Consider the following 15,489-nt stretch of genomic DNA (forward strand, 5'->3'; position numbering starts at 1 on the left):
TATGACTTAATCCATTTTCAGGAAGTTATTTTTTAATCATATTTTCCTAATCATCCTAAATCAAATATATTTATCACAATTATTTACATAATAATTCAGTAGAAAAACAAAAAAAGACCTCTTTCGAGGTCCTCACACTTATGGACTATAGATCTTTAGACATCGTGATGTCAGTTACGATATACCCCATTTTTTTGTATAGCTCAAATGCGCGATTGTTCTGGCCGAAGACGTGCAACCCGATTTTGGTAACATTCATCTCCCGGGCTTCTTCATCGAGTGCGATCATAGCCTGCTTGCCATAACCCTTACTCTGGAACGGTTCAAAAACATAAAAATCATAAATGAAAGCCTCGCGGCCACCACGGCCTTCACTTACGTTAAACCAGATATAACCCACCTGTTCATCACTGCTTATTTCTACTATAGAATATAGATAAGCACCATCTGTGTGCAGCCCTTTTGGCAAAGAGCGCGTTATAGCTTCCTCAGACAGCTTCATCGCGATCTCTGGATCCCAAGCACCGGCGCTGATCTTATCTTCCGCATAATCCCGGGTAGCTTGACCTAAGAAAAATTGAAAGGCCGACTCATCCATATGGATCAGTTTAATCATAATCTTACTCACTTCCTCGCTTCAATATTTACCATCCTATTTACGTATTAAACGGGAAGTTCCACGTAAAGTTGCTAAATCTGGAGCGCCAATACCAAACATTGCTATTTTTAGCTCCAGTTCTACCTGTGCTAATGCAGCATCCAGCGCCTCTTCAGAATCGACAGCCGGCCCTAACAGATTGCGGCCAAAGCCTGCCAGATCAGCTCCAAGTGCCAATGCTTTCGCTGCATCCACGCCATGTTTCAGTCCGCCGCTGCCAATCAAAGCGCCCTGCGGAGAAACTGCGCGCACCTCTGTGATACAATCAGCTGTTGGAGTGCCCCAATCTGCGAAAGCCTCCGCCGCTGCCCGCCGTATAGGATCTACACTGCGGAACTTCTCCACCTGACTCCAAGATGTCCCGCCTGCACCCGCAACATCAATAAAAGCCGCTCCTGCATCATAAAGACGTGCAGCTGCATCTCCATCAATGCCCCAGCCTACTTCTTTCACACCTACAGGGACCTCAAGTGCCCGGCATACCTTCTCTATCTGCGATAGCAAAGAGGCAAAACCAGTGTTCCCTTCCGGTTGAAAGACCTCTTGCAGGCCATTCAGATGCAGTACAAGAAAATCAGCACCTGCGATATCCACAGCCCGGCGACATTCCTCAATCCCAAAACCATAGGACAGCTGTACAGCACCAATATTGGCGATAACCGGAATATCAGGCGCTTGATCCCGCACATAAAAGGTTGCCGTAAGCTCAGAACGCTCCACTGCCGCCCGAACCGAACCTACACCCAGCGCCCAACCACGACGCTGCGCAGCTGCGGCTAACCGGGCATTAATCGCTCCTGTAGCTGCACTGCCACCTGTCATCGAGCTGATGAGCAGCGGTGTACGCAGCTTACGATCCAAAAACGTAGTCTGCAATGATATATCGTCGAAATTCAGCTCTGGCAGAGCATTATGCTGAAATCTGTAATGTTCAAACCCTGTAGTCACACCGACGCCACCTACTTCTTCATTTAGGCAAAGCCGTACATGTTCAATTTTGCGTTCGCCTGTCTTCGATGTAGGCAATAAAGATCTTTTGTCAGAAGCCTCTGCAGCCGGTAGGTCCTTGCCATGATCTGCGCCAGACTGCCTAGTCGCATCATATGGCACGGCCTCTTCTGGCGTATGATTCATGCTGCGTTCCTCCTATTTCCAAACTCGATTTATTATAACATATCCCTACAGATGAATTTACAATATGAGGTTAGCGATTACAATTCACATCTCTATTATTCTACAAATCAGCTTCTACACATGGCTAGCAATATGCTCACCGACTAACCTTCCCGATAACGAGACGATCGGTGTGCCACCGCCGGGGTGTGTAGTTCCACCTACATACCAGAGTCCTTTAACATCGCTTGAACGATTGCCCGGTCTGAAGAAGGTCTGCCCTACTGAGTTCGAAGAAATCCCATAGATCGCGCCCTTGTGAGCCAGTGTGTCATCTGCGATATTTTGAGGTGTATAATGTTGGAGCACATCGCTCTGATGTAAACCTGTAATTCCATGGCTCGCAAGCACCGATAGTACTCTTTTACCATAGGAAGCAGTCTCTGTCCGCCAATCACAGACCTCATTTATATAAGGTGCATTAGCCAAAATAAACAGATTACTGCTTCCTTCAGGGGCCATACCTGACTCAGAGTATCCAGAGTGGCACACATAAACGGTCGGATGCTCGGGAGGACATTTGCGTTCAAAAATATCTCTAAACTCTGACTCATATTGCTCTGGGAAAAACACCGTGTGATGTAATAAAGCATTATATTTACGAGGAACACCTGCGAGTGTTACAAACCCTGATAAAGAGGGCTCATAAGCAGCGATTTTGCGATCACTCATAGAAGGACGGCTATTCTCCTGCACAAGCATACGGTTTACAGTGAGCACATCTCCTCCTGCAATAACCGTCTTCGCCTTGTAGAAGCCTCGTGTTGTATCCACACCTTCGACTACTCCTTTTACCACGGAAATATTCGTAACTTCAACCCCTGTCATGATACGAACCCCTAAGCCTTGTGCCAGTTCCGAAAGACCTTCGACCAGCTTGTAAGTTCCGCCCCGCACACCATAAACTCCTTCTACACTTTCCACATATCCAAGCATGGCGAAAATAGCTGGTGAACGAAACGGGGAAGATCCGACGTAGGTCGCGTAGCGACCTAACATGGCTAAGGTGTGAGGATGGCTAAAGTATCTCATTAGGAGTGAATGCAAACTTAAAAAAGGCCTGACTCGCAGCAGATCCCGTAGTAGAGGAAGAGACAGCTTATCTCGCCAGGACAACAGCAATTTATTTAAGAACTGCTTCTCACTGAGTTGATAGAGCATAGCAGCTTCAGCCATAAAATCGTCATACCGGAGTGCATCACTTGAACTGTATTTGGCTATCTGAGCCTTCATAAACGCTTGGTCGCGAGAGAAATCTACTACAGTTCCATCCGCAAAAATATTACGTGTGCGCGGCTCCAGCTCATATATTTGGACATAATCCTCCATAGAAGCACCAGCAAGCTCATAGAGTGAGCGAAATACATGAGGCATTGTTATCGTGCTCGGACCCCTGTCAAAGGTATAGCCATCGATTTCGATCCGTTGCAGCTTGCCACCAGGATTCTGTTGGCGTTCCAGCACTGTCACCTCCCAGCCTTTCGAGGCTAAGGCAACAGCACAGGACAGTCCACCGAAACCTGCACCGATGATTACTGCCTTTGATTTCATAGGTAACGCCTCCCTTTCCATTCATAGCCTTGATCAGGACGACTGCCCCACCAAGAACTAATCGCAATAGCTGACAAACAGACAATACTCGCAGAAATCAGCAAGCATAACCATACAGATTGTCTGGCAGAGGCATCACTAATCCGCTTAATAGCAATGCCTAACAGACTAGACGACAAAGCCCATGCAGCCTCAATAGCCTGACCTGTCGCACTGAAGAAAAAAAACGCCGCTACAGGAAACACGTATAACAAAGTATACAAACTTAACATTCCCAGTAGAATAACTGGGCGGCGACCCAATCCAGCATAAATATTTTTGCGGTAGCCATTCCATACCTCGATGGCATTATGATACATTCTCATTTCCGCATATTCCGTAATATCGGCAAGTGTTACTTGGTCACCAGACTTCTTGACCGCACGAGCTAAGGCCATATCATCTACAAGATCCGTTCGAATCGCCGCATGACCACCACAGCGCATATAACTATTCCTGTGAACCAGCATAAATCCTCCATGTGCTGCTACGAATCGTGGATCACGGGAAGCACGAACAAGAGGGATCGGCAAGTGACAAATGATCGTAAAGGTCATTAAAGGTACCACAAGCTTTTCCAGCCAAGTCCCAGTATGCTGATAAGCAAATCCTGTGATGAGACCCTCTTTTTGTGCTTCAGCCATGGCAAGAGCGTTCTCCAACGCTTCAGGTTTCAGCCGAATATCTGCATCAAGAAAAAACAACCATTCTCCAGAGGCTGCCTCCACTAGCTGATTGCAGGCATAAGACTTGCCTAACCAGCCATCTGGCAATTCTCTTCCGTCCACAACCTTAACACGCTCATCTCCTGTAGCTCTGGCAATCCTGCTTGTTTCGTCACCAGACCGGTCATCCAGAACAATAACCTCCAAATCCCACCCTGTACTTGTACAGGCCAACACGGAAGTAAGACAATCCCCAATATTGTCTGCCTCGTCACGAGCCGGTATCAGTACAGACACACGTCGATTACATTCTTCTATAGAAGAACTTCCACTAACCTTAGTGGTATGTTTCGAATTCGATATTCCAAGCTTCGGTAGCTGGGCTGTATTCCACAGTGCAAATAAATATTGAAGGAGGAGGCATCCACTAATGATCTGCAGAAAAAGAGTCATCTTCTCCCCCATAGTCGCACAGCATCAAACCATTCATTAATAGATTTGCCCTGCTTCATGAGTGGAGTAAACCCTCCCGGAATATAACCCCCGTTATTAACCATCATCAGACGGTGATGATCCAATTGCTCTCTAAGCACAGCCTGCAGCTCCTTTATGATATTGTTGCGATCCATATCACGCCATGGATGGGATATAGCATTGCCCGCCAACAGCGTCGCCTCCGGTTTGGAATGCCGGAACAAGCCATGATAAAGAGTGACAGGTACAACAAGTGCTTCTGGACATAATCGAAGTACTAGTCCTACCCCTGCCTGCAACTTTAATGGACGGTGCTCCAGCGGCCGAATTTCCCCTTCGGGATATATCCATATATTCCCCCGTTTATGTAGTAACCTTGACGTATAACGGAGCGAGGCACTGATATCCCCGGTGTTATGCCGATTAATAGAATAGGCGCCGAGCTTGCGGAAGAAAGCGTACTTCCGCAGCTGCTCTTCCTCCATCATGAAAAAGTGCTCTCTACTAGTCATGGTTCTCGCTGCATGGTAAGCCAGTAATCCATCCCACCAAGAACTATGATTCATAATATATAGAATGGGTCTATCTCCCGCAGATTTTGGCTGCAATTGTCCAGCGACCCCAACATAACGGAAATGTCTTTGAATCAAATAAAGCCGATTGTAATGATAGAACAACTTATCAAAGCCTTTGTGTTTGACGGCTTCCAACATAACGCAAGCTCCCTTCAGCAAGTAACGCCCCTAGCACAGCAATAACTCCACAGAGCAGCAAGCCTTCACGCAGACCAATGGTTCCAAATAAGATTAATATCGCTTGATATAACCGGGTCCCGCTACGAGCAGACAAACTAGTGCTCTTAACGTTACGTAGCGTTAAGGATAAGATCATCCCTACGATGAACCATCCGGCGAAATTGCTCCAAGGCACACCATAGAATCCTCCACTACTACCCCAATGCCAGAAGCCTCTAGCATGAGCAACAGGGTCCAATACGAGATCCAGCAGTACAGTCCAAAACCCAATCTGCAGTGCTTTTGCCAGCCATAATCGTGGTCCCCTTAGTCCGAAATCGTAACTAATCAAAGCAGCATTGTATATTACAGCAATCCAAGCAAAACCTAAAGTAATAGGCACCCCATACAGTAGCGGACCTAAAATATCAGAGTAATTATAAGTACCAAACAACTTACCGGAATGAACACCAATCCACTCAACGGACATGCCTAAGGTCCAAATAAGAATAGCCGACACCCAAATAACAGGCTTGCATTGTTTAATGACTGACTGGTCAGACATTAATTGCTGCTTCGATCCCTTGTAAATTAAATCTGCAGCATAGGCTGCATAAAAAATAAGAAATAAACCATTAGAAAATTGTAAACTTTCAGGAATGCCAAGCCATATTAACAACAGCGCTCCAATAAAGTACCATACCCAGAATACTATTCGGATCATTTAGTACACCGCCGTTCTGCCCTTGCCTCCTAAAATTGGCGCATAACGCATAGCGGTACGATGGAACATCCTAAGCTTAGCCTCATCACTGACATAGGCACGCCTGCGAAATACGTCGTAATTGCCTGCGGCTACATCATCGAGAATACCTGCATAAAAGGCGGCGGCCAATTCTACTGCCATCCCACTCTCCGGGGGATAAGTATCCACATTGTTCAGGCCCTTCTCAAACCACAGCAATGCCTCTCTTCTAAGATCCTGCAATACAGCTACAAAACACTCATTAACCACTCCGTGTTCCAGCTCTTGCTGGCTGTACCCGTTCTTTCTCATGATTTCCAAAGGAATATACCTTCTTCCGCGCCCTAGATCTTCACCCACATCACGGATAATATTTACGATCTGCATACCCATACCAAGTGCGATCCCTGCTTCCTGTGCTTCATCGCCTCCGTCGTCTCTCAATACAGGTAGCAGCATCTCTCCTACAGTACCTGCTACGAGATAACAATAAGATAGAAGCTCTTCCAGCGTCTCATAATGAGTGAAGGAGAGATCTCTTACCTGACCTTCCATTTGTAACAGAAACGGCTGTTTATCCAAATGAGGAAAATGATGCAGCAACCAACGTAGTGCAGGCCAAATGAAATGCCCCTCTGCTTGCTCTAAGTTTCGGAAATGATTGCGGAGCTCATGAATCGTATACGGTGATTTTTCCGGCTCATCTACACTGTCGTCTATTAGGCGGCAAAAGGCATAGATTACATGCACCGCCTCCCGTCGCGGACTAGGCAAGCCATCAAATGCCCTGTAAAACGAAGAAGAACCCTTTCTGATCATTTCCTCACATTTCTGTAATACTTGTTCATTCATGTATTGTTCATCTCCTTCATCAGTTCATGAACTGCCAATTTTGCGCCTTGCATAACAATAGGAACGCCGCCGCCAGGATGCACAGATGCACCAGCAGCATATAAACCTTCAATATTGTAGGGCTTAGACTGAGGTCGAAACACACCGGATTGTGTCAGCACGGGTGCGATCCCAAAGCTTCCACCGCCGAACAAACCTTCCTTGGCAGCATCAGCCGGTGTACGAATTTTTCGCCAAACTGTATGAGCACCAAGCCCAGGAAAACCTCGCTCTTCGGCGTCTGCCAGGACTTGTGAAGCCAAGGGCTCTGCAGCCGTATTCCAATCTATCTCTTCACCGGCAGGTACTGGGATGAGAAAATAAAGTACACTTTCTCCTTCAGGAGCTGCCGTATCATCGAGCATCACGGGATTGAACACATAATAGGAAGGTTTACCAGGGATGCTCTTGCGATCAAATAAATCACGCAAGCTCTTATTCAAGGAATCAGGAAGAAAAAACTGGTGTGTCAGCGACTCCTCCCATTGCTTGGAGACTCCTACATAGATGAGCAGACAGCCTGATGAAGGCATGAAATCTTTACGGTACTGTCTCCCTTTAATTTCAGGTAAAAGACCGGACAAGTGTGGAAAATCACCGTTATAGAGCACAGCATCGTAAGCTATCTCTTGTCCATGAACTACTACTCCGTGGCATCTACCACCATCCACAAGCAGTGACTCTACTTCCGTACCTGTGTGCATGCACACTCCGCGTATTTCTAGCTCTCGTGCAATGATTCGAGGCAGCTCCCCATATCCTCCCTTCAGCATCCAGACTCCAAAGGCATGCTCTGCATAAGGAAGCATTGTATAAAGACCCGGAGTGCGGAAAGGTGCTCCACCAATGTATAGACTCTGTAGTGAGAAGGCATCCTTCAACTCATCACTGCGAAAATACTGCCCAACTGCGGCCCTAAGGTTCTTATAGGCGCGTAAACGAACCATTAGCCTCAAATTGTTCACGCTAAAGAATTCCCTGCGAGTCTTGAAGCCTCGTTCCAGAAAAGAAGCTTTCCCTAAGGAATACAGACCCGACATCTCTTCCATGAATCTAATGAATCCTTGCCCTTCACCGGGAAAACACCTCTCGATCTCAGCCGCCTGCGCCTCTATTCCGTTCACTTTGGTCAAGGTACGTCCACTCTTAAAATGAACACGGTAGAGCGGATCGCACCGTAGCAACTCCAGACTCTCCGTTGGTAGGCCGCCCTCTTCCAGAATGTTCAGCAGCATCTCCGGTAGTAGTACAATTGTTGGTCCTTGATCGATCCGGTAACGGCCATTCTCTTCAAAAGCCACACGTCCACCAACCCGAGGTGCACGTTCATACACCGTAACCTCCTGCCCACGCTGGCTTAGCAGAAGTGCTGCTGTAAGACCACCTATACCGCTGCCCACAATAGCAACCCGGCTCATAATGAAGCTCCCGTTCCGGCGAATCCTGTGGATACCACCTTAGATCTAGCTGCACGGTCTTGCTCCTTCAGCAGCGCCACACTAATTTTCGCCGATTCAAATATCGTTGGAAGACCACTTCCGGGATGAGTCCCTCCGCCAACCAGCCATATTCCCTTCACCTCTTCAAAGGTGTTATGAGGTCGCATATACATCATCTGCCCGAGATTATGAGCCAAATTAAAAGTTGCCCCGTTATATACATTCTGCTTGTTCCGCCAATCTAATGGTGAGAAGAACAGACTCTCCTCTATTCGCTGAGGCAAATTTTCTAATCCTGAAATGCGCTGAAGCCGATCCATCATATCTTGCTTCACCAATTCCCCCTTCTGCTCCCAATCGATATCAGCCGTCAGGTTAGGTACCGGCATAAGTACATAAAGGGATGATTTCCCGGCTGGTGCCAACGTAGAATCTAGAACGGAGGGATTATGAACGTAGATCGAAGCATCTGCAGACAACTTGCCAAGGCGAGTAATCTCTTCAACATTAAGCCGATAATCATCAGCGAAATGAACGGAGTGATGAGCTAAATCAACGGCTCCGTCGACTCCCAAATACAGCATGGCGGTAGAACAAGAGTACCGCTTGCGGGATATTTTATCCGGTGAATAACGTTTAAGAATGCCAGGCTCGAATAACTGTGTCATAGCCGAACCAAAATCAGCTCCCAGCACCACATAATCCGCCTCCACCTTCTCTCCATTCTCCAGCAATAAACCACACGCCTGCCCGTTCTGTACCAAGACTCGCTTTACACCGCAAGAAGTATGTACGATTCCGCTGTACTCGGAAATAACCTTTGCCATCGCCGTTAGCACACGGTTAATTCCACCAATGGGATGATACAGTCCATATCGGTGCTCCATAAAAGAAAGAATGGTAAAGGTACCCGGGCATTCCCACGGCGACATCCCCAAATACTTAGCCTGAAATGCAAAAGCAAACCTCAGACGTTCATCATCAAAATATTTCGAAAGTCTATTATATACAGTGTCGGTTGCATGCAGCTTAGGCAGCGCGTGCAGGACATCCTTTTTGACATAGTCCCCTACAGATTGAAATGGCCGCTGCAGCAGCGGAATTACCCGGTCCAATTTATCTTGTTCCTCAGCCATGAATCGTTTATATCCACTACCGTTTCCGGGGAACAGCTTCTCTATCTCTTCAGCGGTCCGCTCTTGATCCGTAGAAGGCGTAAATACGGTATCTCCAAAATGAAGCGAATATAGGGGGTCAAGCTCTTTCATATCCACATACTCTTTCAGGGATCGACCAGCGGAGGCAAATAACTCTTCCAGCAAATGCGGCATCATTAAAAATGTAGCTCCACGATCAAATCGGTAATCACCCAGACGAAGTTCACCTGAACGACCTCCAACAACCTCCTGCTTCTCATAAACTGTGACATCATAGCCGTCAGCAGCCAGGAGCATAGCCGCAGCAAGTCCTCCCGGACCCCCTCCAACCACTGCAACTCTAGCTCTGTTTCTTTTGCTCATACGATCCCTCCTTTACTGCTTTATATGTCAATCAAACATTATACAAAAATCATACAAACACTATACAAATATCATACAGTGTTTAAACAGCTATGTAAATAACTCTGCAGCATTCCTCCCTTTCCAATAAAAAGGAGCCTGCCATATCACCCGAAAGTGATATTACAGACTCCTATTTACATTTCTATTTTCTTGATCAGAAGGATTACTTGCTCTTCATACTTGTAAACACATAATCAAACCACGCTTGCCAGTGTTCAGCAGGTTCCGTCATCACATAATCCGCTTTAGATAAAGAAGGGTCTCTTTCATAACCCTTGCCACCTACGAGGAATTTAGCCCCTGGACATACCTTTCTTAGCCGCTCTATAAGCTCCTCACTAAAGGGGATCAATTCTTTATCCGTAATCGACAGACAAATCAAACCTACACGACTTTGTTGTCCCAGCATCGAGATGATCCCTTCCTCAGGCGTATTAGCTCCTAAGTAGATGACCTCCATTCCGTTCTTGCGCAAAAACAAGGCGAATAACAACAACCCGACTTGATGATGCTCTCCAGCAGGGCAGAAAGCCAGCACCTTCGGCAAATGGGAGTAAACGGGGAATACGTGGAATATTTGATAGAACCGGTTGGAGATCATATGAGTAGTGTAATGTTCTTGCGCTACCGTTGCTATGCCAGCTTCCCAGGCATCGCCTACTTGTATCAAGATAGGCACAAGTACCTGATGGAACATTACTTCATAACCATAAAGAGACAACCCAAAGTCAATTAAGGCATTAGCTCGCTCTCCCTGAAAGTCATGTAGTGCATTGTATATTTGTTCTTTCATCTTCTCAAAAGCATCCTGAGTGTTTCCGCTTGCGACTGAAAGAGTATCATCCAGTTGTTTTTCTTTACGAGCCTTCAGCATTCGAACAGCATGCGATATGCTTACCCCTTGCTGCTCGGTCTGTTCCTTCAGCCAGCGCAGATCCTCGACATTCTCATGGCTATACAGCCTGTACCCGGATTCGGTTCGTTCAGGTGTAACCGCCTGATACCGATTCTCCCAAGCTCTGAGTGTCACAGAAGGAATATCCAGCATTTCAACAACCTGTTTGATGGAATACATGATAGAACTCACTCTCTTTCCTTATTGCAACTGCCCAAATTCGAAACCATAAACATTATACAAATCTTTCACACTCATTATACATAAGCCTATGTGTTATGTCATTAAACGTTAATGATACGGATGCTGCTTCATTTCGCTCCACTAGGTGTTAATAGGTTGGTAATACACCGGAGCATAACAATCACAAGGAAGTGCTCTGCAATAATTTCAGGAGGAACTTCCATGAATTCAGATCGTCAGCAACCCGTTCACCCCTATAAACCTAAAGAAATAAACTACGCTCCCGGTTTAACTACGAAGAAACGTTCCGGTTCACGCCGCCGCAGAATGGCGTTATGGACTGTCTTCATTCTAATCCTCTGGCTAATCGGCGTAATGACTTACCAGACGCACAAACCTTTACCCAGCGGCATTTCCTATGAAAGCCCTATATACAAAACGAATCATGTATCCTTCTGGCACGACCTAACCTATTCGGACGGTACAGCCACGGGCACTCAAGAGAGTCAGATTCTTTCGAGGATTCTACAAATTATCGAGGAGTCCAAAGAATTTTTGGTGATTGACCTCTTCCTTTTCAATGATTATACCCATAAAGATCAGTCATTTCCTCCGGTCAGCCGAATGTTGACGGACAAGCTTATTTTACAAAAAACAACTTATCCTGAGATGGAGATCGTCTTCATTACAGATGAGGTTAATACCAATTACAACTCTGCACCCAATCATCTTCTGGAAGAATTGAAGGCTGCGGGGATTAAAGTGATTTTGACCGATGTAAATGCTCTACGCGATTCTACGCCTGCTTATTCCGCTGTCTGGCGTACCTTTATTCAATGGTTCGGACAGTCGGGCGAAGGCCGGATTCCCAATCTTATGGCCAGCGGAGGACCGGATATTACCGCACGTTCTTATTTGAAGCTACTTAATGTGAAGGCTAACCACCGTAAGGTGGTTGTTAGTGAGAATACCGCTCTAGTCTCCTCAGGAAATATCCATGATGCCAGCGCCTATCATTCCAATATCGCTCTGGAAGTACAAGGCCCAATTATTGCTGATATTCTCCAGACGGAACAGGCCGCGGCCAATCTTTCGGAAGCAGGGCCACTACTCACTTATGAGCCAGACTTCACCAAGGAGAAGGATCAGCACTCTGAAGAATCTATGGAGGTCCGCTATTTAACGGAAGGAAAGGTATATAAATATGCACGGCAAGCCCTCCAATCTGCACAGAAGGGCGACACCATTTGGATGGGTATGTTCTACCTTGCCGATGATGCCATTCTCGATGAATTGGTAGAGGCTACCGAACGAGGGGCTACGGTAAAATTGATACTGGACCCCAATCAGAACGCCTTCGGCCGTGATAAAATCGGCATTCCTAACCGTCCAGTTGCCATGAACTTGAACAAGCGCACGAACGGAAAGATCTCTATTCGCTGGTACAATACGACCAAAGAGCAATATCATCCAAAGTTGCTCTTCATTGCCAAACAGACTGGAAGTTCCATCATTCTTGGCGGTTCCACCAATTTCACGACACGCAATCTGGATGACTACAACCTGGAGAATAATCTGTGGGTATCTGTAAAACAAGACCAGCCTCTTTATGCCGAGATGGAAACCTACTTCAATCGACTGTGGAATAACGAGGACCATGAGTATACTCTGCCTCTTGAGGCTTATCAGGGCGAAGTGACTTGGTTCAAGTACATTCTGTTCCGGTTGCAGACCACCTTGGGTTTAACTACTTTTTAAAGCAAAAACCACCGCAGATGAGGCATAACACCCTCTGCGGTGGTTTTTGGGTTATAGCAACGGTGACATAAGCCGAGCAGCAGATTCCAGTATACGGATCACCATACGCTTATTCATAAATTCTTCATGCTCAATCAAGCTGGTAGATAATAAATCCCGTTCAAAATCAGCAACAATACGAGCAACGCTCTCCGTCTGAATCAGTAGTGCATTCACTTCAAAGTTAAGGTGGAAGCTGCGCATATCCATATTGGCCGTGCCAATGGTCGCTATTTCACCATCAACGATAAGCAGCTTCGAGTGGATAAATCCCTTTTCATATTCATAAATCTTCACGCCAGCTTCCAGCAACGCCGGAAAATAAGAGTGTGAAGCCAGAAACGGAATCCATTTATCCGGCTTAGCCGGAAATAACAATCGCACATCTAAACCAGAAACAGCAGCTACACGCAGTGCAGTTAAGATGTCCTCATCAGGAATAAAATATGGACTGGCAATCCACACCGATTTCTCGGCAGAAGTGATCATGGAGAAGAAAATGTTTTTGAGCGCACGACGTTCGTTATCCGGCCCACTAGCAATAATCTGTACGGCACCATCACCTGTCATAAAGCGAAGCTGCGGAGTAAGATAGTCTTGCTCCAGTATTTTTTCGCCCGTAGTGTGCATCCAATCTTGCAGGAAAATAATTTGCATCGTCCGTACCGCTTCGCCTCTAACCAACATATGTGTGTCACGCCAAAATCCATAAGTCTTACTGCGGCTTAAATATTCATCGCCTACATTGAGCCCCCCCATGAATCCGACATCGCCGTCGATCACAACAATCTTACGGTGATTCCGGTAATTCACACGGCTGGAAAAAAAGGAGGTTGAATTTCCATACGAAGCCACCTGAACCCCGGCATCACTCATTTCCTTCAAAAAAGCTTTGGAAAGCTGAAAACTGCCAACGGCATCATACATAAATCTGACTGCAACACCGGCGCGAGCTTTATCGATCAGAATTTGTTTAATGCGTGTTCCAATGTGGTCCGCCCGGAAGATGTAATACTCCATATGAATGTGATGTTTAGCTTGACGGAGCTCCAACAATAACGTACCAAACGTCTCTTCACCATTAGTGAGGATACGTGTTTCTGATGCGAAGGAAATAGGAGTACGTGCTAAAGTTTTGGATAACAGCAGCAGTTTTTGGCGCGAGGGATCAAAGACTGACCAATCTTGGTGCGTACGTAAAGCGTCATTCTCAATTCTTTCGTAGGCCATAAGGTCTCTTTGTGCCTTTTTATCATATTTACGGCGTTTGAACACATTTTGCCCAAATAGAAAATAGAAGACCAGTCCCAGCACCGGGATCAACGCAAGCAATAAGATCCATGACATTGTTGTAGAAGGATTACGGTTCTCCATAAAAATAGCCAAGCTAATCGAAATGACTGTCAGAGTGGAGAAGATACTAATAATCGTTCCCGCAGTACTCCCAAAAATGCCGAAACCAAAATAATAAAATGCTATGAATGCCCCAATGATAATTATAGATTGAAGTCCTCTTCTCATACTCTACCTACCTTCTTATTCATACAAGCAACACGAAATTGACACATTTTATATATTACATGAAGAACACATTTCTTCCTAGCAAATTACTGTTTAAAATCTATTTACGACAAAAATGTAACCCTTCTGTTCCGATATTTGTAATGCCTGGTTGTATAGAATATAATTATTTTGACCAACTAGTCAATTATAGAACCGGGTAGTCAGAAAGGAGGTTAATCCTTTAATGAATGATAAAACTGTTGATAAGCAGGAGCAGATTATTAAGATTGCTATGCAGTTATTCGCTGTAAAAGGCTCCTCGTCCACATCCATGCAAGAGATAGCTGAATTATGCGGGATTTCGAAGGGCAGTTTATATCTGGTATTTAAATCAAAAGAAGAACTGGAGCGCAGTATCTTCCTTTATTGTTATCGGATGATTCGGGACCCCTTGTTACGTGAAGAACAGGAAACCCGACGAACACCACGTGAGAAGCTTAGGAATCAGATAGAAATTCTGCTAAGTCATGTGTACGAATTACGTGAGTTCTTGCAGCGTCAAATTCAGGAGGTTGCGGGCAAAGGATTTGATACTGAAGTCCCGGACTGGCTGCGTAGAAACAATGCTTCCTTCTTAAGATGGTTCCAGGTAAAAATGGAGTTGCTCTACGGAAAAGACGTCGTTCCCTATACCGGAGATTTATGTATGATCGGACATGGTCTCATCAAATCTTATATTGCGGTTATTTTTCGTAAGGATACGCAGGTACCTATTGCCGATATGGCAGATCATCTAATGAATTTAATGGATATGATCGTGTCTGGCTTGCTTACTAGTAAACAGGCTCCACTAATCAACTCTGCTACTTTAGCAAACTGGATGGCGGAGAACGAGGAGAACAAACGAAAAAATCCATTACAGCTCATTAAAGAAATGAAGACTGCGATCAGTAAACTAGATAGTATAGCATCCGAAGAAGCAGCCGATCTGCTGGAATCGCTCAACATTCTGGAAGGTGAAGTGCTTATCCCTCACCCGCGAAAAGCAATCATTCAGGGGATGCTGTCCAACCTCCAATCCTGCTCTGAGCTCACAGCAGAATTGGAAGAGCTGAGGAAGCTAATTGCCTCAATTCCGCACAATTCATGTGTATTTCGTTAATTGACTCTAAGAAGAGTT

The 15,489-nt window shown here is 45.7% G+C and carries 13 protein-coding genes; 2 read left to right on the plus strand and 11 right to left on the minus strand.

What is annotated here, in order from left to right:
* Nucleotides 1-145 precede the first annotated feature (145 nt).
* From NSQ91_RS30095 to NSQ91_RS30140, 10 genes are all read right to left on the minus strand, one after another.
* Nucleotides 146-616 carry a GNAT family N-acetyltransferase gene (locus NSQ91_RS30095; protein WP_232061473.1) on the minus strand — a complete coding sequence of 157 codons (471 nt, stop codon included), beginning with the start codon at nucleotides 614-616 and terminating at the stop codon, nucleotides 146-148.
* A gap of 36 nt (nucleotides 617-652) precedes the next feature.
* Nucleotides 653-1,792 carry a type 2 isopentenyl-diphosphate Delta-isomerase gene (gene fni / locus NSQ91_RS30100; RefSeq protein WP_081391782.1) on the minus strand — a complete coding sequence of 380 codons (1,140 nt, stop codon included), beginning with the start codon at nucleotides 1,790-1,792 and terminating at the stop codon, nucleotides 653-655.
* 114 nt (nucleotides 1,793-1,906) lie between these two features.
* Nucleotides 1,907-3,382 (minus strand): phytoene desaturase family protein, encoded by a 1,476-nt coding sequence (locus NSQ91_RS30105; protein WP_081393905.1) that lies wholly within the window; start codon nucleotides 3,380-3,382, stop codon nucleotides 1,907-1,909.
* Nucleotides 3,379-4,539 (minus strand): glycosyltransferase, encoded by a 1,161-nt coding sequence (locus NSQ91_RS30110; protein ID WP_340921089.1) that lies wholly within the window; start codon nucleotides 4,537-4,539, stop codon nucleotides 3,379-3,381. The genes NSQ91_RS30105 and NSQ91_RS30110 overlap by 4 nt, the downstream gene beginning before the upstream one ends.
* Complete coding sequence (locus NSQ91_RS30115) at nucleotides 4,536-5,273, minus strand: lysophospholipid acyltransferase family protein (protein ID WP_076182059.1); 738 nt, start codon at nucleotides 5,271-5,273, stop codon at nucleotides 4,536-4,538. Before NSQ91_RS30115 ends, NSQ91_RS30110 begins: the two co-directional genes overlap by 4 nt.
* Nucleotides 5,242-6,018, minus strand: a complete 777-nt coding sequence (locus NSQ91_RS30120) for a carotenoid biosynthesis protein (protein ID WP_340921096.1) — start codon at nucleotides 6,016-6,018, stop codon at nucleotides 5,242-5,244. Before NSQ91_RS30120 ends, NSQ91_RS30115 begins: the two co-directional genes overlap by 32 nt.
* Entirely contained in the window at nucleotides 6,019-6,891 is an 873-nt protein-coding gene (locus NSQ91_RS30125) for a phytoene/squalene synthase family protein (protein ID WP_111505823.1), read from the minus strand.
* Nucleotides 6,888-8,348, minus strand: a complete 1,461-nt coding sequence (locus NSQ91_RS30130; RefSeq protein WP_340921100.1) for a phytoene desaturase family protein — start codon at nucleotides 8,346-8,348, stop codon at nucleotides 6,888-6,890. Before NSQ91_RS30130 ends, NSQ91_RS30125 begins: the two co-directional genes overlap by 4 nt.
* Nucleotides 8,345-9,889 carry a phytoene desaturase family protein gene (locus NSQ91_RS30135; protein ID WP_076182051.1) on the minus strand — a complete coding sequence of 515 codons (1,545 nt, stop codon included), beginning with the start codon at nucleotides 9,887-9,889 and terminating at the stop codon, nucleotides 8,345-8,347. Before NSQ91_RS30135 ends, NSQ91_RS30130 begins: the two co-directional genes overlap by 4 nt.
* A gap of 205 nt (nucleotides 9,890-10,094) precedes the next feature.
* Complete coding sequence (locus NSQ91_RS30140; RefSeq protein WP_076182048.1) at nucleotides 10,095-11,006, minus strand: MerR family transcriptional regulator; 912 nt, start codon at nucleotides 11,004-11,006, stop codon at nucleotides 10,095-10,097.
* A gap of 225 nt (nucleotides 11,007-11,231) precedes the next feature.
* On the opposite strand from NSQ91_RS30140, the gene NSQ91_RS30145 reads away from it, so the two are divergent.
* Nucleotides 11,232-12,767 carry a phospholipase D family protein gene (locus tag NSQ91_RS30145; protein ID WP_340921105.1) on the plus strand — a complete coding sequence of 512 codons (1,536 nt, stop codon included), beginning with the start codon at nucleotides 11,232-11,234 and terminating at the stop codon, nucleotides 12,765-12,767.
* 51 nt (nucleotides 12,768-12,818) lie between these two features.
* On the opposite strand, the gene cls is transcribed toward NSQ91_RS30145, so the two are convergent.
* Nucleotides 12,819-14,327 carry a cardiolipin synthase gene (gene cls / locus NSQ91_RS30150; protein WP_076123942.1) on the minus strand — a complete coding sequence of 503 codons (1,509 nt, stop codon included), beginning with the start codon at nucleotides 14,325-14,327 and terminating at the stop codon, nucleotides 12,819-12,821.
* 226 nt (nucleotides 14,328-14,553) lie between these two features.
* On the opposite strand from cls, the gene NSQ91_RS30155 reads away from it, so the two are divergent.
* Nucleotides 14,554-15,471, plus strand: coding sequence for a TetR/AcrR family transcriptional regulator (locus tag NSQ91_RS30155; protein WP_076276923.1), 918 nt, complete (start codon nucleotides 14,554-14,556; stop codon nucleotides 15,469-15,471).
* The last annotated feature ends 18 nt before the right edge of the window (nucleotides 15,472-15,489 follow it).

Source organism: Paenibacillus sp. FSL R7-0048 (genome assembly GCF_038004505.1).
Lineage (GTDB): Bacteria > Bacillota > Bacilli > Paenibacillales > Paenibacillaceae > Paenibacillus_AQ > Paenibacillus_AQ odorifer.

What these genes read in the sequence shown, in the direction of transcription:
- NSQ91_RS30095 (WP_232061473.1), bottom strand. Translation starts at nt 616, where the DNA reads ATGATTAAACTGATCCATATGGATGAGTCGGCCTTTCAATTTTTCTTA.
- fni (WP_081391782.1), bottom strand. Translation starts at nt 1,792, where the DNA reads ATGAATCATACGCCAGAAGAGGCCGTGCCATATGATGCGACTAGGCAG.
- NSQ91_RS30105 (WP_081393905.1), bottom strand. Translation starts at nt 3,382, where the DNA reads ATGAAATCAAAGGCAGTAATCATCGGTGCAGGTTTCGGTGGACTGTCC.
- NSQ91_RS30110 (WP_340921089.1), bottom strand. Translation starts at nt 4,539, where the DNA reads ATGACTCTTTTTCTGCAGATCATTAGTGGATGCCTCCTCCTTCAATAT.
- NSQ91_RS30115 (WP_076182059.1), bottom strand. Translation starts at nt 5,273, where the DNA reads ATGTTGGAAGCCGTCAAACACAAAGGCTTTGATAAGTTGTTCTATCAT.
- NSQ91_RS30120 (WP_340921096.1), bottom strand. Translation starts at nt 6,018, where the DNA reads ATGATCCGAATAGTATTCTGGGTATGGTACTTTATTGGAGCGCTGTTG.
- NSQ91_RS30125 (WP_111505823.1), bottom strand. Translation starts at nt 6,891, where the DNA reads ATGAATGAACAAGTATTACAGAAATGTGAGGAAATGATCAGAAAGGGT.
- NSQ91_RS30130 (WP_340921100.1), bottom strand. Translation starts at nt 8,348, where the DNA reads ATGAGCCGGGTTGCTATTGTGGGCAGCGGTATAGGTGGTCTTACAGCA.
- NSQ91_RS30135 (WP_076182051.1), bottom strand. Translation starts at nt 9,889, where the DNA reads ATGAGCAAAAGAAACAGAGCTAGAGTTGCAGTGGTTGGAGGGGGTCCG.
- NSQ91_RS30140 (WP_076182048.1), bottom strand. Translation starts at nt 11,006, where the DNA reads ATGTATTCCATCAAACAGGTTGTTGAAATGCTGGATATTCCTTCTGTG.
- NSQ91_RS30145 (WP_340921105.1), top strand. Translation starts at nt 11,232, where the DNA reads ATGAATTCAGATCGTCAGCAACCCGTTCACCCCTATAAACCTAAAGAA.
- cls (WP_076123942.1), bottom strand. Translation starts at nt 14,327, where the DNA reads ATGAGAAGAGGACTTCAATCTATAATTATCATTGGGGCATTCATAGCA.
- NSQ91_RS30155 (WP_076276923.1), top strand. Translation starts at nt 14,554, where the DNA reads ATGAATGATAAAACTGTTGATAAGCAGGAGCAGATTATTAAGATTGCT.